General features: G+C 69.5%; 16 protein-coding genes. 11 read left to right on the top strand and 5 right to left on the bottom strand.

Annotated features, from left to right (window positions below; genetic code table 11):
- The first annotated feature begins 6 nt into the window (after window positions 1–6).
- The 3 genes from lipE (at window position 7) to G6N49_RS24635 (ending at window position 2,469) form a co-directional block, all read left to right on the top strand.
- Window positions 7–1,272 (top strand): lipase LipE, encoded by a 1,266-nt coding sequence (gene lipE, locus G6N49_RS24645; protein ID WP_179967793.1) that lies wholly within the window; start codon window positions 7–9, stop codon window positions 1,270–1,272.
- The gene (locus tag G6N49_RS24640) at window positions 1,272–1,940 is read left to right on the top strand and encodes a PAS and ANTAR domain-containing protein (RefSeq protein WP_011562559.1); all 669 of its coding nucleotides are present in this window, start codon (window positions 1,272–1,274) and stop codon (window positions 1,938–1,940) included. Before lipE ends, G6N49_RS24640 begins: the two co-directional genes overlap by 1 nt.
- Window positions 1,941–2,079: 139 nt before the next feature.
- Window positions 2,080–2,469, top strand: coding sequence for an STAS domain-containing protein (locus G6N49_RS24635; RefSeq protein WP_064916017.1), 390 nt, complete (start codon window positions 2,080–2,082; stop codon window positions 2,467–2,469).
- On the opposite strand, the gene G6N49_RS24630 is transcribed toward G6N49_RS24635, so the two are convergent.
- Complete coding sequence (locus G6N49_RS24630; protein ID WP_083045489.1) at window positions 2,433–3,557, bottom strand: FAD-dependent oxidoreductase; 1,125 nt, start codon at window positions 3,555–3,557, stop codon at window positions 2,433–2,435. The two genes, G6N49_RS24635 and G6N49_RS24630, sit on opposite strands and share 37 nt — an antisense overlap.
- Window positions 3,554–4,444 carry a DUF1295 domain-containing protein gene (locus tag G6N49_RS24625; RefSeq protein WP_179967792.1) on the bottom strand — a complete coding sequence of 297 codons (891 nt, stop codon included), beginning with the start codon at window positions 4,442–4,444 and terminating at the stop codon, window positions 3,554–3,556. The genes G6N49_RS24630 and G6N49_RS24625 overlap by 4 nt, the downstream gene beginning before the upstream one ends.
- A gap of 129 nt (window positions 4,445–4,573) precedes the next feature.
- Here G6N49_RS24625 and G6N49_RS24620 point away from each other — a divergent pair, with 129 nt between their 5' ends.
- From G6N49_RS24620 to G6N49_RS24590, 7 genes are all read left to right on the top strand, one after another.
- The gene (locus tag G6N49_RS24620) at window positions 4,574–5,764 is read left to right on the top strand and encodes an acyl-CoA dehydrogenase family protein (protein ID WP_064916037.1); all 1,191 of its coding nucleotides are present in this window, start codon (window positions 4,574–4,576) and stop codon (window positions 5,762–5,764) included.
- Window positions 5,757–6,914 carry an acyl-CoA dehydrogenase family protein gene (locus G6N49_RS24615; protein ID WP_064916019.1) on the top strand — a complete coding sequence of 386 codons (1,158 nt, stop codon included), beginning with the start codon at window positions 5,757–5,759 and terminating at the stop codon, window positions 6,912–6,914. Before G6N49_RS24620 ends, G6N49_RS24615 begins: the two co-directional genes overlap by 8 nt.
- 33 nt (window positions 6,915–6,947) lie before the next feature.
- The gene (locus tag G6N49_RS24610; protein WP_064916020.1) at window positions 6,948–8,228 is read left to right on the top strand and encodes a GTP cyclohydrolase II; all 1,281 of its coding nucleotides are present in this window, start codon (window positions 6,948–6,950) and stop codon (window positions 8,226–8,228) included.
- Window positions 8,225–9,403 (top strand): URC4/urg3 family protein, encoded by a 1,179-nt coding sequence (locus G6N49_RS24605; protein WP_064916021.1) that lies wholly within the window; start codon window positions 8,225–8,227, stop codon window positions 9,401–9,403. The genes G6N49_RS24610 and G6N49_RS24605 overlap by 4 nt, the downstream gene beginning before the upstream one ends.
- 10 nt (window positions 9,404–9,413) lie before the next feature.
- The gene (gene upp, locus G6N49_RS24600; protein WP_064916022.1) at window positions 9,414–10,043 is read left to right on the top strand and encodes a uracil phosphoribosyltransferase; all 630 of its coding nucleotides are present in this window, start codon (window positions 9,414–9,416) and stop codon (window positions 10,041–10,043) included.
- Window positions 10,044–10,211: 168 nt separating this feature from the next.
- Entirely contained in the window at window positions 10,212–11,147 is a 936-nt protein-coding gene (locus tag G6N49_RS24595; protein ID WP_064916023.1) for an NAD(P)/FAD-dependent oxidoreductase, read from the top strand.
- Window positions 11,148–11,150: 3 nt separating this feature from the next.
- On the top strand, window positions 11,151–11,657 hold the full coding sequence (locus G6N49_RS24590) for a VOC family protein (protein WP_064916024.1): 507 nt from the start codon (window positions 11,151–11,153) through the stop codon (window positions 11,655–11,657).
- 111 nt (window positions 11,658–11,768) lie between these two features.
- On the opposite strand, the gene hrpA is transcribed toward G6N49_RS24590, so the two are convergent.
- Window positions 11,769–15,707, bottom strand: coding sequence for an ATP-dependent RNA helicase HrpA (gene hrpA / locus G6N49_RS24585; protein ID WP_064916025.1), 3,939 nt, complete (start codon window positions 15,705–15,707; stop codon window positions 11,769–11,771).
- A 98-nt stretch (window positions 15,708–15,805) separates the two neighbouring features.
- Window positions 15,806–16,699 (bottom strand): mycobacterial-type methylenetetrahydrofolate reductase, encoded by an 894-nt coding sequence (locus G6N49_RS24580; protein WP_011562570.1) that lies wholly within the window; start codon window positions 16,697–16,699, stop codon window positions 15,806–15,808.
- Window positions 16,700–16,830: 131 nt separating this feature from the next.
- On the opposite strand from G6N49_RS24580, the gene G6N49_RS24575 reads away from it, so the two are divergent.
- A complete protein-coding gene (locus G6N49_RS24575; RefSeq protein ID WP_011562571.1) occupies window positions 16,831–17,205 on the top strand; it encodes an MmpS family transport accessory protein in 375 nt (124 codons plus the stop codon).
- On the opposite strand, the gene G6N49_RS24570 is transcribed toward G6N49_RS24575, so the two are convergent.
- A complete protein-coding gene (locus G6N49_RS24570) occupies window positions 17,195–17,830 on the bottom strand; it encodes a pyridoxamine 5'-phosphate oxidase family protein (protein WP_064916026.1) in 636 nt (211 codons plus the stop codon). The two genes, G6N49_RS24575 and G6N49_RS24570, sit on opposite strands and share 11 nt — an antisense overlap.
- Window positions 17,831–17,849 lie beyond the last annotated feature (19 nt).

Here is a 17,849-nt window from a genome sequence, read left to right as displayed (position 1 = left end):
TGCCCGGTGACCAGCACCGAGCAACAGGAGGGCCGCATCAGGGTGCCGGCCGACCTCGATGCGGTCACCACGATCGGGGACGAGGACCACGCCGGCGTGGACACCGCGGCCGTCGAACGCGTCTGGCAGGCGGCGCGGCACTGGTACTCCGCCGGGATGCACCCCGCGATCCAGGTGTGCGTTCGCCGCCACGGGCGCGTCGTCCTCAACCGGGCCATCGGACACGGGTGGGGCAACGGACCCGACGACCCCGACGACGCGGAGAAGATCCCGGTCACCCCGGATACCCCGTTCTGCGTGTACAGCGCCGCCAAGGCGATCACCACGACCGTCGTGCACATGCTGGCCGAGCGCGGGTACTTCTCACTCGACGATCGGGTCTGCGAATACCTGCCCAACTACACCAGCCACGGCAAGGACCGCACCACGATCCGCCACGTCATGACCCACAGCGCGGGCGTCCCCTTCCCCACCGGACAGCGGCCCAACCTCAAGCGCATGAACGACAGTGAGTACGCCCGCGAGATGCTCGGCGACCTGCGGCCGCTGTACCGCCCGGGGCTGGTGCACATTTACCACGCCCTGACCTGGGGTCCGCTGGTGCGCGAGATCGTCTCGGCGGCGACCGGCCGCGGTATCCGCGAGATCCTGGCCGAGGAGATCCTCGAACCACTGGGCTTCCGCTGGACCAACTTCGGGGTCGCCGAATCCGATGTCCCCCTCGTGGCGCCCAGCCACGCCACCGGCAGACCGCTGCCCCCACCCATCGCCGCGGCGTTCCGCACGGCCGTCGGCGGCACCCTGCACCAGATCATCCCGTTCACCAACACACCGCTGTTCCTCACCGGGGTGGTGCCGTCGTCGAGCACGGTGTCGACCGCACAGGAGCTGTCGCGGTTCGCCGAACTGTTGCGCCGCGGTGGTGAACTCGACGGTGTCCGGGTTCTGGCCCCCGAGACGCTGTACCAGGCCACCCGTGAGTGCCGGCGACTGCGGCCGGACCTGGCCACCGGTCTGATGCCGCTGCGCTGGGGAACCGGATACATGCTGGGCTCCAAGCGGTTCGGACCGTTCGGCCGGAACGCCCCCGCGGCGTTCGGCCACACCGGTCTGGTCGACATCGCGGTCTGGGCCGACCCCGCCCGCGGCCTGGCGGTGGGTGTGGTCAGCAGCGGCAAACCCGGCAGGCACCGCGAGGCCAACCGGTATCCGGCCCTGCTCGACCGCATCAACGCCGAAATGGCCCCGATGTCGAATGGGATAATCGGCTGATGCCCCGTACTGCTGGGAGACGACGCTTCGAGGACGGCGAATCCGACGGGCAGTTGAAGCACATCGGCAGCTTCAGGTTCTACTTCGTCGGGCAGCGCTGGGAGTGGTCCGACGAGGTGGCCCGGATGCACGGCTACGAGCCCGGCGCCGTGACCCCGACCACCGAGTTGCTGCTGTCCCACAAGCATCCCGACGACCGCAGGTTGGTCCAGGACCTCCTCGACCACACGCTGCACACCGGTGAGTCGTTCTCCAGCAGGCACCGGTTCCTCGACACCAGCGGCCGGGAGCACGACGTGCTGGTGGTGGCCGACCGGATGTTCGACGACGACGGCTCCGTCATCGGCTCGACCGGTTACTACGTCGACCTCACCGCCAGCCTCGACGAGGCGCGCCAGGAGGTGCTCGACGAGCAACTGCCGGGTCTGTTCGAATCCCGGGCGGTCATCGAACAGGCCAAGGGCGCGTTGATGGTGATCTACCGGATCAGCGCTGACCAGGCGTTCCGGGTTCTGCAGTGGCGCTCCCAGGAGACCAACACGAAGCTGCGCTCATTGGCGGCGCAGCTGATCGCCGAGATCGGTGAACTCCCCCCGGCGCCGTCGTCCACCCAGGGCCAGTTCGACCACCTGCTGCTGACAGTTCACGAACGCGTCACCACTGAATGATGCGCTGAACGGATGTCCGCATTCGGGGTCTCCGCGTAAAATCTCTGGTGCCGACCGGCGTTCCCGGTCGGCATCATCCGTCGGCGCCGTTGGCCGCGGCACGAAGACGACAGACAGGTAGCGAGGCGGGCTGACACGGATGCAACCGTTGGAGGTCGAGCACGACGTGCGGGGAAACGCGGTCGTGGTCAGGGTGAAAGGCGACGTCGACTCGCTGTCGGTCGACGCGTTGAACAGCCATCTGGCGAAGGCCCGCGGTAACGCGGTGTGCCATCCGAGTCGACTGGTCGTCATCGATCTCTCCGAGGTCACCTACTTCGGCAGCGCCGCGCTCAACGCCGTGTTGTCCTGTCACGAGGAGGGTGCCGCCGAAGGCACCTCGGTCGCGATCGTCGCCGATCAGCCGTACGTCATGCAGCCGATCCAGATCACCGGACTGCACCGCGTGCTCGAGACGCATCCGACGATCGAGCAGGCGCTCCAGCGCGACGGTCAGTCACCCGACGGTGAAGGGCGCACGCCGCGGTAGATCCCGCGCCGGACGATCCACGGTTGCAGCACCCGCTCGACCGACCATGCCGGGAACCGGAACACCGTCCCGTTGGGGGCGAACACCTCGAGACCGTCCGGTTGGTTGCCGAGCACCGAACCCCACCGGCGGGCGGGCGCGCGGTAGTCGCGCAGCGGTCGCTCCGCGAAGTCCGCACGCAGGTTGTGTGCCAACAGTTTGTCGGCGCGGTTGCGGGCGCTGCTGCGCAGCGGGTCGGTGGCGGCCACATCACCGATCGCGTAGACCCGTTGCACGCCAGGAACTTTCAACTGTGCGGTGACGCGGACGAAGCCGTCGCCGTCGAGCACCTCGGCGGGCAGCCAGTCGGTGTTGGGCCGGACCCGCCCGATGGCCCACAGCACCGCATCCGCCGTCGAGGCGGGCTGTCCCGTGCTCCACTCCACCGGCGCGTCGGTGATGCGGTCGCACGCGAACCCGTCCGGGACGACGGCGCGGTGACCGGGGCGCAGCGCCACGCCGAGTCCGTCGAGCCGCCGTGCGATCCGGGCCCAGACCCGCGTGTGGTGCTGCGGCAACGGGCGGTCACCCGGAAAGCACAGTTCGACGCGGGTGCCGGGCCAGGTGAGCGCCAGGTTGGCGGCGCTGCTCACCGCCGCGGCACCCCCACCCACGACCAGCACCGAACGGGCGGCCGCCAGCCGCTCGTGGTCGGCGCGCAGTTGGGCGGCGACCTCGTCGCTCGACCGGTAACCGGGCCGGCGCCAGAAACCGTTGGTGACGCCGGTGGCGATCACCAGCGCGTCGAAATCCTCGGCGAGCTCGCCGCCGGTCACGCGCTGCCCGAACAGTTTTCGGCCCGCCAGGTCGACACGGGAAAGCGTCGCGTGTTCGGTGCGGACCCGGTCCAGGGCGCGGAACCGGTCGAACGGGATCCAGTAGTCGCGCGCCCAGTCGTCGGGGCGGGCCAGCCGGACGCCGAGCTCCTGTCCACTGACCAGACCCGGTCTCGCCGAGACGCCGACCACGTCGAAGTGTCCGGCCAACCTGATCGCGGTGAGCAGCCCGCTGTCCCCGAGGCCGGCGACGACGACGCGCGGGCGGCTCACACCCGCGCCTTGCGAGGCGGTCGGGGCACGAATCGCGACACCCGGTCGACCACGTCCTGGTAGCCGGGACGCCGCGCCAGACTGCGCGTCTCCATCATCGGGATGCTCGCGCCGAGGAACATCGCGAGCATCGCCAGCGCACCCGCGAACAGCCACCAGGCGTCGGCGGGTGACGCCGCCACCCCGAACAGCGCGAGCGCGACCCAGAATCCGCACTCGCCGAAGTAGTTCGGATGCCGCGACCACGCCCACAGCCCGCGGTCCATCACCTCGCCCGGGCGGCGGTCTGCGACGAAGCGGTGCATCTGGACGTCGGCGACCAGCTCCAGCGTCACCGCGGCGACGGCGATCACGAATGCGACTGCGGTGAGCCACATCCAGCCCTCCCCCGGGGTCGTGACCGCGATGTAGACCGGCACCATCCCGAGGAACACCTGCAGGGTGGGGATCAGGTGGATCGCGACGAGGTCGACGACGAACTCCCACCGCCCGGCCCGTTCCCGGAACATCGGGTATCGCCAATCCTCGTGGTGCAGACCGGGAAACGCGTACAGCCAGTTGCCGGTCAGCCGCACCGCCCAGTACCCGACCGCCACCGCGACGAGTGCGACGCGCACGGTGTCGGCGTCCGGGGTCTGGGTCCACCAGTACGCCAACAGCAGCGGCGGGACGACACTCCAATAGGCGTCGTAGAAGCTGGAATTGCGGTAGGCGCGGCTGAACGCGAACACCACCAGGGTGGCCAGCACGTCGGCGATCAGGGTGTCGAGCCACAACCGTCCGGTGCCGGGACCCCAGACCAGCCAGGCCGCCGCCACCGCCAGCGCGACGAGGTAGGCGATCGCGACGATCGCCAGCGACGCGGCCTTGCTCCGATGTTCGGTCAAAGGCGGACGCCTCCAGGGTGAGTGACGTGGGCCACAGAGGACCGAACTGTAACACGTTCCAGTTCCACCGCCAGCGCGTCTTCCGCCCTGCTCGTCACCCACGAGCATCCTTTGCTTATGGTGGCTGAGATGAGCACCGCCGCTGATATCGATCGGGTCACCGAACTCGCCAACCGCGTCGTGGCCGAACACGATCCCAAGACCGTGCCGATCCCCGAGTACCTCGGCGCCTGTTACGACGCCGGCCTCGCGTGGGTGCACTTCCCGGAGGGGCTCGGCGGGCTGGGGGTGTCGCGTGGCCTGCAGGCGGTCGCCGACGGCATCCTGCAGGGCGCCGGCGGACCGGTGCCTCTGGGGCTCAACCCGATGGGTTACGGCATGGCGGCGCCGACCATCCGCGAGCACGCCCAGAACGACGACATCAAACGGGCCTGGTTGCGGCCGCTGGCGACCACCGAACACATCTGGTGCCAGTTGTTCTCCGAACCCGGCGCCGGCTCCGATCTGGCCGGGCTGGCCACCTCGGCGGTGCCCGACGGTGACGACTGGGTGATCAACGGCCAGAAGGTGTGGACCAGCCTCGCGCACCGCGCCCGGTGGGGTCTGCTGCTGGCCCGGACGAACCCCGATGTGCCCAAGCACAAGGGTCTGACGTACTTCGTCATCGACATGCACGCACCGGGTGTCGAGACCCGGCCGCTGCGGCAGATGACCGGCCACGCCGAGTTCAACGAGGTCTACTTCAGCGACGCCCGCATCCCCGACGCGCACCGGCTCGGCGGCGTCGGTGACGGTTGGCGGGTCGCGATGACGACCCTGATGAACGAGCGCAGCGCGCTGGGCGCCAGCGGCAGCCGCCGCGGTGCGGGCACGATCGCCGACGCCGTCGCGCTCTGGGCGTCGCGCCCCGAGCGCCGCACACCGATGATGCGCGACCGGTTGTCCGAACTGTGGTTGCGCGCCGAGGCGCAACGGCTGACCTCCGAGCGGTCCCGAGCCTCGGCGACCGTCGGCGGCCCGGGTCCGGAGGGATCGATCGGCAAGCTGGTCGGCGCCGAACTCAATCAGCGGATCTACCAGTGGTGCATGGACTTTCTCGGCCCGGAGGGCACGCTGTACCACAGCTACGCCATGGACAGCGGGGACAAGAGCGACTGGCGCGGCCCGATTCAGCAGCGTTTCCTGCGCAGCCGCGCCAACACCATCGAGGGCGGCACCTCGGACGTCATGCGGAACATCCTGGGCGAGCGGGTGCTCGGCCTGCCGGGTGATCTGCGTGCCGATGCGGGGATGCCGTGGAAGGAGGTGCCGCGTGGCTGAGGCCTTCGTGTTCACCGAGGAGCAGCGGCAGTTGCGGGATGCGGTGCGGGGCTTCTGCTCCGACCACTTCGACGAGCAGACCGTGCGCCGGATCATGGAGTCCGATCCGGCGTTCGACTCCGCACTGTGGGCGCGGCTCGGGTCGGAACTCGGCGTGCTCGGTCTGTCGGTGTCCGAAGCCGACGGCGGCGCCGGTGGCGACCTCGTCGACCAGGCGGTCGCGGTCGAGGAGTTCGGCGCGTCGCTGGTGTGCGGACCGCTGTTCGGGACGGTCTACCTCGCGATACCCGCCCTGGTCGCCGCCTCGGCCGGGCCGGCGCGCGACCGCCTGCTCGCCGACCTCGTCGAGGGCACCCGCACCGCGGCGTTCGCCGTCGCTGACCGCGCCGGCGCCTTCGTCCCCGATGCGGTCGGCGTGACGGTCGAGGGTGACGCGCTGACGGGCACGCTCGCGCAGGTCGTCGACGGCGCCGTCGCCGACGTGCTGCTCGTCGCCGCGAAGGGGTCCGACGGGGTGGGCCTCTACGCGGTCGACACGGGCGCCGAGGGTGTGGAACGCACCCCGTTGGTCACGCTCGACCTCACCCGCACCCAGGCGTCCTTCACGTTGTCGGGCGCGCCCGCCACGCTGATCGCCGGACCGGATGAGGCGGCCAGGGTCATCCAGCACGCACTGCACGTGGGTTCGGCGCTGCTGGCCGTCGAACAGGTCGGCGCCGCGCAGCACCTGCTCGACATCGCAGTCGAGTACGCGAAGTCGCGGCTGCAGTTCGGGCGTCCGATCGGATCGTTCCAGGCGGTCAAACACCGGCTGGCCGACATGCTGGTCGACGCCGAACACGCACGCTCGACGGCCTATCACGCGGTGTGGGCGCTGACCGACGGGTCCGACGACGCCGCGCTGGCGACGGCGATCGCCCAGGCCGTGTGCTCGGCCGCGCTCAGCCGGATCGCCGCGGACACCATCCAGGTGCTCGGCGGTATCGGGTTCACGTGGGAGCACCAGGCGCACCTGTACTTCAAGCGGGCGACCACTGACGCGACGTTGCTCGGCACCGCCGAGGAGCACCGCGCCCGCGTCGCCGACCTGGTACTCGACACCGCGACACCCGAACGCCTCCCGCGGGTGGCGGCCGGAATCCCCGGCTGAGTCGACGCCCGGCACGGGTGCCGGGGAATCGCTATGCTGGCGCCTTTCCCCTTGAGGACGGGAGGCGCCATGTCGACTGGGAGCGGACACATCCGGTTGACGTCGCACAGCGGTGCGGTGGGCACCCCGACGATCCACTGGGGTGCGTCCGCCGCCGCCGAGCGCGGGCCGGTGATCGGGACGACCGCCAACCGCTCGCACCGCAACGTCATCGGCACCCACAGCGGGTCCTACAGCGTCTACCGGGCACTGGCCGTCGCCGCGGGTGCGCTCAAACGGGAGCACCGCGCCGACCTCACCGACACCTCGCCGACCGACACCATCGGCCCATACCCGCAGTGGGGTGAACCGGCCACGATCGTCAGCATGGACCCGTGGGGCGCCAGTGTGGCCGACGTGTTCACCGCCGAACTCGCTGCGGGCCTCGACATCCGGCCGACCATCGCGATCACCAAGGCGCATGTGATCCTGCCCGAGATCACCGACGCGATCGCCAAGGGCCGCCTGGTCCCCGACGGGCGCGTCCTGCTCGCCAGCGGCGCCGCGCTGGTCACCAAGGCCGCCGTCGAACCCGTCTGGTGGCTGCCCGGGGTGGCGCAGCGGTTCGGGTGCAGCGAGACCGATCTGCGCCGGGTGCTGTTCGAGGAGACCGGCGGCATGTACCCGGAACTCGTCACCCGCTCCGACCTCGAGGTGTTCCTCCCGCCGATCGGCGGGCAGACCATCTACATCTTCGGCAGCGCAACCGATCTCGCCGATCCTTCGGTCGAGTTGACCGCCCGCGTCCACGACGAGTGCAACGGCTCGGACGTCTTCGGGTCCGACATCTGTACGTGCCGGCCGTATCTCACGCATGCGATCGAGGAGTGCATCCGCGGCGCCCAGAACGGTGGCGTCGGCCTGGTCGCCTACTCCCGCAAGGAGGGCCGCGCGCTGGGTGAGGTCACCAAGTTCCTGGTGTACAACGCCCGCAAGCGTCAGGTCGGCGGCGACACCGCCGATCAGTACTTCGCGCGCACCGAGTGTGTGGCCGGCGTCCAGGACATGCGCTTCCAGGAACTGATGCCCGACGTGCTGCACTGGTTCGGTATCCGCAAGATCCACCGCCTGGTGTCGATGAGCAACATGAAGTACGACGCGATCACCGGGTCGGGAATCGAAGTGGGAGAAAGGGTCAACATCCCCGAGGAACTCATCCCTCCGGATGCGCGGGTGGAGATCGACGCCAAGATGGCGGCCGGTTACTTCACTCCGGGCCCGGTGCCCGACGCCGAGGAACTCAAGCAGGTCAAGGGTCGCGGGTTGTCGCAGTGAGTTCGGATACGCCGGAGGGTGCGGCGGCCGCGCTGCGCACCACCGACGCCGTCCGGGACCGCGCCGGCCGACTGCTGCGGCGGGCCAGGGCGGGTGAGTCGGCATGGTTCACCGTTCGCGACGACGCCCTCGACTCCGCGGCGGACGTCGTCGCCGAGGTCACGCGCTCGCGGTATCCGGACCTCGCCATCCCGTTCCACAGTCGCTGGCGGCATTTCGAAGCCGGCGACGTGAACCGGGCGGCCGGGCTCGAGGGGAACCCCCGGGCGATGATCGATCTCGCGGTGGTCAGCGTGCTGCTCGACGCCGGCGCGGGGCCGGGCTGGAGCTTCGAGGAAAAGGCTACGGGGCAACGGTTTTCGCGTTCGGAGGGGTTGGCCGTCGCCAGCTGGCACGCGTTCGCCGGCGGGTTGTTCTCGTCGGACCCGGGCGACCCCATGCGCGTGGACGCCGACGGGCTGCGGGCGTTGACCGCCGATCGGCTTGGTGCGGCGTTTCAGGTGTGCGCGGACAATCCGCTCGTCGGACTCGACGGCCGGGTGGAACTGCTGCACCGCCTCGGTGACGCGTTGACCGCAGAGGCGTTCGGCGGCCGGCCGGGCGGGCTGTTCGACACCCTCACCGCGCGCGCCCGGACGGTGCATGCCCACGACATCCTCACGGTGTTGCTCACCGAACTGTCGTCGATCTGGTTGAGCGGCAATGACATCGGTGACCAACCGCTGGGCGACTGCTGGCGCCATGCTGCGGTCGGCGGTGAGGGACTCACCCGGGGCTGGGTGCCGTTCCACAAGCTCTCCCAGTGGTTGACCTATTCGCTGCTCGAACCGTTCACCCGGGCGGGTGTGCCGGTGGAGGGAGTCGACACGCTCACCGGGTTACCCGAGTACCGCAACGGCGGGCTCCTGCTCGACGCCGGAGTGCTGGCACTGCGGGCACCTGAATACGCCGAGCGCACCTGGGAAGTCGGCGACGAGCTGGTGGTCGAGTGGCGCGCACTCACCGTCGCACTGCTCGACGAACTCGCCCCGCGGGTGTCCGCGCGGCTCGGTGTCGACATGCCGCTGGCGTGCGCGCTGGAGGGTGGGACCTGGGCGGCCGGACGCCTTCTGGCGCAACAACTCCGCGGCGGGTTGCCGCCGTTGACCATCGACAGCGACGGCACCGTCTTCTGAAGGAGAGCGCATGAGCGAAGTCCACCTGGTCGACCACCCGCTGGTGGCGCACAAGCTGACCTTGTTGCGCCGCAAGGATGCCTCCACACACAGCTTCCGCCAGCTGCTGCACGAGATCTCCGCGCTGATGGCCTACGAGGTGCTGCGTGACATCCCGACCCAGGATTTCGAGGTGGAGACACCGCTGGAGACGACGGTCGGTCAGGTCATCGACGGTAAGAAGCTGGTGTTCGTGTCGATTCTGCGGGCGGGCACGGGCATCCTCGACGGCATGCTGGCCGTGGTGCCCGGGGCGCGGGTCGGGCACATCGGGCTGTATCGCGATCCCAAGACGCTCGTCGCCGTCGAGTACTACTTCAAGATGCCGGCGGACCTGGAGGAGCGCGACGTCGTCGTGGTCGACCCGATGCTCGCCACCGGCCACTCGGCGGTGGCGGCGGTGGACCGGATCAAGGAGTGCGGGCCGAAGTCGATCAAGTTCGTCTGCCTGTTGACGTGTCCCGAGGGCATCGCCGCGATGCAGGAGGCTCATCCCGACGTCCCCATCTACACCGCGGCCGTCGACCGTCAGCTCGACGAGCACGGCTACATCGTGCCGGGGCTCGGCGATGCGGGTGACCGGATCTTCGGCACCAAGTAGCGCCGTCCCGGCTCCCCAGAAGGGGTGTCGTCGCGGATGCTGTGCTCGTTTTCGACACCACGGTCGTGGTTCCGGTGGCCGGACCCGCCGTCAACGACCCTGGTGTCGAATCTGCGCACAAGGCGGCGATTGTTTGATCACCCCGCCTCCCGGGAATCGGTCGGGGCAATGACACACGAATGGGAATGCGTCGTCGTCGGTGGTGGCGCGGCGGGATTGAGCGCCACCCTGGTCCTGGGACGGGCGCGCCGACGCACCCTGCTCGTCGACGCGGGTGAACAGAGCAACAGGGTCTCCACCGGCATCGGCGGGTTGCTCGGCTACGACCAGCGGCCGCCGGCGGAGCTGTACGAAACGGGCCGGCGCGAGCTCGAGGCGTATCCGACGGTCGAGTACCGGGTGGGCACCGTGGTGCACGGCGCCGCGCAGGACGACGGCTTCGTGCTCTCCCTCGACGACGGTGACCGGGTCACCACCCGGCGGGTGCTGCTGGCCACCGGCATGGAGTACTGCCCGCCGGAGCTTCCGGGTCTGGAACCGCTGTGGGGTAAGTCGGTGTTCCAGTGCCCGTTCTGCCACGGCTGGGAGATGCGCGACAAGCGGATCGCCTCATTGGCCGCGGGTGAGGAGGCCGTGCACTCGGCGCTGATGCTGCGCGGGTGGAGCGACGACGTGGTGCTGCTCACCGACGGCCATCCGCAACTCGACGGCAAGGACATCGACCAGTTGAAGGCCGCAGGCATCATCGTCGACGACCGCCGGATCGCCGAATTGATCGGCACCGACGGACAGCTGACCGCGATCGCGTTCAACGACGGAAGCCGGTTGGAACGCGACGGTCTGCTCGTCGAGGCCCCGCTGCGGCAGCGTTCGAAACTCGCCGAGCAACTGGGCGCCACCTGCACGCCGGGTCCGCTGGCTCAGGACACCATCGGCATCGACGCGCTGCACCGCACGTCGGCGCACACGGTGTTCGCCGCCGGTGACGTGTGCACCGAACACCCGTACGTGGCCGGGTCGATCGCAGGGGGTGCGCAGGCGGCGATGATCGTCGCGCAGAGCCTGCTGGCCGAGCAGTTCGGGATGCCGTACCCGCCGGAGTGACCATTGACAGGTGTCTCGGGGCATTGTTTTGGTGAGCAGGTGACCGCACCGAAACCGCTTTCGATCGAGAACTTCTCGCACATATGTGTCGGCGTTTCAGACATGGAGTCATCCCTGGCGTTCTACACCGGTGTGCTCGGCATGGACATCGTCTTCGATGTCGAACTGGCCGGTGCGGGACTGGAGGAGGTGACAGGTACCGCGGGCGCCGCCGGGCGCATGGTCGGCGGCCTCATCGGTGCCAGCATGGTCGAACTCCTGGCGCTCGGTGACGTACCGGCCGTCGTGGAAGGCCCCCATCTCGGATACACCAATATGTCCTTCCGGGTAGGCGATCTCGACGCTGCGCATGAAGCGCTGGGCCGGCACGCCGGGGTGCGGTTCACCCCGCCCACCGACATCGGTGGCGTGCGAATGCTGTTCGTCCACGATCCCGACGGCACCCCGATCGAACTGATCGAACTGCCCGGCGGGCTGACCAGCACCGTGCAGATGTGGCGCGACGCCTAGCGGTGTTGCGCACGTTCGGATCATTCCAGTCGGGTCTGCAGAACGCGCGTGAGGAAGTCGACGACGCGAGCCACGAGCCGAGGATCTGGCCGATGCGGGGTGCCGAGCCGACTATGCCGTGATCGCGTCGATCGCCCGGTAGATCCGCTGCTCGCTGACCGGCCGCGGCGTGCCGAGCTGCTGGGCCCACAGGCTGACCCGCAGCTCTTCGATCATCCGGCCGATGTCGCGGACGTCCTCGGCGGCGGCCCGGCTCGGCGAAAGTGCCTGCCGCAGTTCGTCGTACGCCTCCTGCACGGCGCGCACCCGCTCCATGCGCTCGCCGTCGGCCCCGACTGCGTGCGGTAACCGTTCCAGCCGGCGGCCGATCGCGGTGAGGTAGCGGGTCAGGTTGGCCAGGTGCGCCGCACCCGTAGCACAGACGAAACCCTTCGGCAGCAGGGCGGCCAGCTGACCGCGAATGTCGGCGATCGCCTCGGCCTGCGTCGCCGGCGGGTTCGCCGGGAGCGCCACCTGCGCCTGCTGCGCGGCGGTCAGCACCTTCTCCACCCGGCCCACGATGTCCAGCGTCGTCGGCACCAGCGCGGCCGCCACCCGCTGCCGCAGCACATCGAAATCCCCACGCGTCCAGACGGGTTCACGGACCAGTGCATCCACCGCCGCGTCCGCGCAGTCCTCGATCAGCGCGGCCAGTGACCCGTCGGGATTGGCGCCGAGCACCAGGCGCTGCCGCATGTCCAGCGCCCGTTCCACGTTCTTGACCGGCGACGGCGCCGACAACCGCAGCAGCCGCCGGATCCCCGGACCCATCGCCGCACGCTGCTCGGCCGGCGTCGCGAACACCCGCACGTCCACCGCAGAACCCGCGTCGACGAACGCCGGATACCCGCGGACCCGGTGGCCGCCACTGGTGTTCTCGACGGTGCGTGGCAGTTCGTCGAGATCCTCTGGCCACGAACGCAACCCGCTTCGTTCCAGCCCGTCGGCGACCGCACGGGCGACCGCGTCGCGCACCGGTGCGGCCAACTGCTCCTGCAGGGTGTCGAGATCCTTTCCGCGCGCCACCTCGGCGCCGTCCTTCTCCACGGCGAACGTCACCCGCAGATGAGCCGGGATCTTCTCGAGGTCGAACGCCTCGATCGGCACCAGCACCCCGCTGCGCCGCCGCAACTCGCGTTGCAGCGATTCGAGCAGCGGTTCCTCGCCGGGCTTCATCGTCTCGAGCACCGACCGCGCGGTGTCGGGTGCGGGGACGAAGTTGCGCCGCAGGTCCTTCGGCAGCGAGCGGATCAGGGCGGTGACCAGTTCCTCACGCAGAGCCGGGACGTGCCAGGCGAATTCGTCCCCGCCGAGGCGGGCCAGCACCTCCACCGGCACGTGCACGGTGATGCCGTCATCGGCTGCACCCGGTTCGAAGCGGTAGCTCAGTGGCAGGGTCAGGTCACCGGCGCGCCATTCGTCGGGCAGTTCGTCGACGCCGTCCTGCCGCAGCAGATCGTCGCGCGTCATCGTCAACAGATCGGGGGTCCGGTGCCGCTGTTTGCGCCACCACGCGTCGAAATGCCGTGCTGATACCACGGTTTCGGGAATGCGGGCGTTGTAGAACGCGAACACCTCTTCGTCGCCGACCAGGAGGTCACGCCGACGGGCCCGCTCCTCGACCTCTTCGAGTTCCTCACGCAGCCGGGCGTTGTCGCGGAAGAAGTGGTGTTTGGTTCGCCAGTCGCCCTCGACCAGCGCGTGGCGGATGAACAGTTCGCGCGCCAGTTCGGGGTCGATCTGGGAGTAGTTCACGCGACGGCGCGCCACCAGCGGCAGGCCGTAGAGGGTGACACGTTCGAACCCCATCACCGCACCGCGGTCGGCCTCCCAGTGCGGCTCACTGTGGGTGCGCTGCACCAGATCACCGGCGATGCGCTCTACGGTGTCGGGGTCGATGCTGGCGCCGACCCGGCCGAACAACCGGCTGGTCTCCACCAGGTCGGCGACGACGATCCACCGCGGCGGGCGTTTGGTCAGCACCGACCCGGGCGCCAGCACGAAGCGGGAGTTGCGGGCGCCCTGGTACTGCGCTGGATTCGCTCCTCGCGTGCGCGCCTGGCCGTCCCCCTCCCGCAACCCGACGTGCGACAGCAACCCGGACAGCAACGCGGCGTGCACACTGGCCGGCGAGGCGGGTTCGTCGGACTCCCGGATGCCGAGGTCGCGGGCGATGCTGCGCAACTGGCCGGTCAGGTCCTGCCACTCGCGGATGCGGAGGTAATGCAGGAACTCCTCGCGGCACATCCGGCGGAACGAACTGCCCGAGCGTTCTTTGCGCTGTTCGCCCAGATAGCGCCAGAGGTTGAGATACGTGATGAAGTCGGAGTGCTCGTCGGCGAAGCGGGAGTGTTTCTGGCGGGCCGCGTCCTCGCGGTCGGCGGGCCGTTCGCGCGGATCCGGGATCGACAACGCCGCGGCCAGCACCAACACTTCGCGGACGCAGCCCTCGGTGTCGGACTGCAGGATCATCCGCCCGATCCGCGGGTCGAGCGGAAGACGCGCGAGTCGCCGCCCGATGTCGGTGAGCTCCCCCTCGCGATCGAACGCCCCGAGTTCCTGCAGCAGGGTCACCCCGTCGCGGATGCTGCGTTTCTCCGGCGGATCCAGGAAGGAGAACTCCTCGACGTCCCCGAGGCCGAGCGCGGCCATCTGCAGGATCACCGCGGCGAGGTTGGTCCGCAGGATCTCCGGATCGGTGTATCGCGGCCGGCTCTCGAAGTCCTCTTCGGAGTACAACCGGATGCAGATACCGGGTGCGGTGCGACCGGACCGGCCGGCCCGCTGGGCGGCCGACGCCTGCGAGATCGGCTCGATCGGCAGCCGCTGCACCTTCGTCCGCCGGCTGTAGCGGGAGATGCGCGCGGTGCCGGGGTCGACGACATAGCGGATGCCCGGCACGGTCAACGACGTCTCGGCGACGTTGGTCGACAACACGACCCGCCGCCCGGTGTGCGGTGCGAAGACCTTCTGCTGTTCGGCGGTGGGCAGGCGCGCGTACAGCGGCAGCACCTCGGTGTTGCGGAGTTCACCGCGAAGCACCTCGGCGGTGTCACGGATCTCGCGCTCACCGGACAGGAACACCAGCACGTCGCCGGGCGGTTCGGCCTCGAGTTCGCGCACGGCGTCGACGATCGCGTCGGTCGGGTCGCGCATCTCGGATGAGCCGCTTGCGCGAAGACCAGCATCCGGGGTCCGGACCACCTCGTGGTCCGGATCGTCGGGGTCGTCGCCATCGGCGTCGACGACGGGCACCTCCAGCGGGCGGTACCGGATCTCCACCGGATACGTGCGGCCCGACACCTCGACGATCGGCGCGTGGCCGAAATGCTCAGCGAACCGCTCGGGCTCGATGGTCGCCGACGTGACGATCACCTTCAGGTCGGGTCGGCGCGGCAGCAGTTCGCGCAGGTAGCCGAGCAGGAAGTCGATGTTGAGGCTGCGCTCGTGGGCCTCGTCGAGGATGAGGGTGTCGTAGCGCAGCAGCTTGCGGTCGCGCTGGATCTCGGCGAGCAGGATGCCGTCGGTCATCAGCTTGACCAGCGTGCGGTCGGAGGCCTGGTCGGTGAAGCGGACGGTGTAGCCGACAGCGTCGCCGAGCGGGGTGTCGAGTTCGTCGGCGATGCGCTGGGCGACGGTGCGCGCGGCGAGGCGCCGCGGCTGGGTGTGGCCGATGGTGCCGCGGATACCCCGGCCGAGTTCGAGGCAGATCTTCGGCAGCTGCGTGGTCTTGCCGGAACCGGTCTCGCCCGCGACGACGACCACCTGGTTCCCGGCGATGGCCCTGGCGATCTCGTCACGCCGGTCGCTGACCGGGAGATCGGGATAGCTGATCGTCGGCACCGCCGCCAACCGGGTGGCGATGAGCTCTTCGGCGGCGGAGATCTGCTCGGCGAGCTGCGCGAGCTTGTCGGGTGTGGCGTTGCGCAGCCGCCTTCCGAGGCGGGCGGCGTCGCGGTAGGTCAGGCCGTCCAGACGCTTGCGCAGATCACGCACGGACGGTTCGGACACTCGCGCCAGGATACCGTCGCTGATCAGTCGTTCACTCTGCGCTCACGGCGTCGCCCACTCGAACGTCTGCGCCGTGGACGCAGCGTCAACGCCCCACGTCAGACCGCGGTGGGCGACCAGTACTCCAGCATCTCGGCGAACGTCTCGAACGCGGGCGTCGACACCCCGTAGGTCGCCTCGAGGTGAATGCTCAGCGGGAACCCGAGCTCACCCACCCCGTCGATCACCCGCTTGTACAGATCGAGCAGCATGCGCCGCTTGTCGGCCGGCTCACTGGCGGCCAACGACTTCACGAACTCCTGCTCAGCGGCGACCGCGGCGTTACCCGGATCCTGGATCAGCCAGTTGATGAGCCCGACGCGGCTCTCCACCTTCGGCACGAAACCGAACGACAGCAGGATCTCCGGCCGGAACTCGTTGTTCGCCGCGAACTCCGTCAGGAACCCGACGATCGCGTCGGAGTACAGCAGCTGGGTCATCCCGTACGTCGCACCCTGCTTGCACTTGAACGTGAAGCGGCCCTGCTCACCGTCGCGGGTGGGGATGAGGATCGCGCCCCGGTTGTCGACCAGACCTTCGTAGATCGACAGCGCATCGGTGGGGGCGACGCCGCTGCCCTCGCCGTCGTTCATCGTGCGCGGGACACCGACGAATGCGATGCCGTCGAACCCCGCGGTGCTCAGCTCGGTGAGCCGCTGCCGCAGCGCGGGTTCGTCGAGGAACGCCGTCACCTGGGTGCACAGTCCGCGGACACCGGGCAGCTCCGGTTTGATGATCTGCCAGAAGTCCAGGACGTCCATCTTGGGCTTCATCTCGATGGGACGACCGCTGTCCTCCTCGATCATCCCCGGGATCATGACGTGCCCGATCCGGCCCTCGATACCGGCCTCGGCCGAGCAGCGCAGCACCTTGTGGGCGTCTTCGAGCGCATGTTCACGACCACGGTCGACGTTGGGCGGCACGAGTTCGAGCGCGACGGTGTTCAGGGGCAACGGTTGCTCCTTTGACTGCATGACTGGGAGGCGGCGGGTCGGCCGCGCTTCCCCCCGGAAAGCGCCACGATACCGCTGCAGCCTGTTTTCAGCCTGGTCGGCCTACCCTCGAAGCAGGCGAGGAGGCTCCGATGGCCGGTCGAATGCGATGGCTGCGCGGACTGCTTCTCGTCGCCCTGCTGACTTTCGCCGTATCAGCCGCACACACGCTCGGAGACGACGTCCGCCGGGTCACCGTGGCCTACGAGGTGACCGGAGTGGCGGGTCACGTCGAGATCCGCTTCGAGGAGGCCGACGGCGCGCTGTCCACCGCAGCGCCGGTCACCCTCCCCTGGCGGCGCCAATTCACTGTCACCGCCGACAGCCGGTTCCTGTCGCTGAGCGCAGGGCGCACCGATTCGTCACCCGGCGACGTGACCTGCCGCATCACGGCCGACGGGGCACTGATCGCGCTCGACGGCCTCAGCGGCGGATACACGCAGTGCACCGGCATGCTCACCCGTTGATCAACCGCCGCACCGACGGCGGCACCGGCTGTACCGAGTCCGACACCGGCTCCCCATAACCCGACCGCACCGGCACCACCCCGGTCCAGGCCGCGCCGGGCGACGCCGGCCCGGTCCGTGCCTTGGCCACCCACGACCCGTCGACGATCGGCACCTCGAGCAACAGTGTCGCCGCGATCTCCTTCGCCGAATGCGGCGGGCACTCGGCCGCCCGGCCCGGGATCAGCGCCTCGGTGAACCGGTCGAGCAGCGCCGGCGCCTCCGCGTCGGGAACGACCCGGCACACCCCACGAACCACCGCGGACCGGTAGTTCGCCGAATGGTCGAACTGGCGCTCGGCGATCACGAGCCCGTCGAGCAGGAAGGCGCTGACGCACACCTTCGCCCCCTCGGCGATGTGTCGGAGCGCCCCCGCCCCCGTCGACCCGTGCAGCAGCAGCCGGTCCCCGTCGCGGGCCACGAGCATGGGCACCGCCCACGGCTCGTCGCCGAGCACCGTCGACAGGGTCGCCACGGCGGCGGTGTCGAACACCTCGTACAGCAGCTCGAGATCGCTGGCGCGTTCGGGTTTACGCGTCAGTCGGCTCAGCGGTGATCTCGGCGATGATGTGGTCACAGCCGACATTCATCCAGGCCGACGCACC

The organism is Mycolicibacterium monacense (genome assembly GCF_010731575.1).
Lineage (GTDB): Bacteria > Actinomycetota > Actinomycetes > Mycobacteriales > Mycobacteriaceae > Mycobacterium > Mycobacterium monacense.
This window is presented reverse-complemented; position numbering and strand designations above follow the sequence as displayed.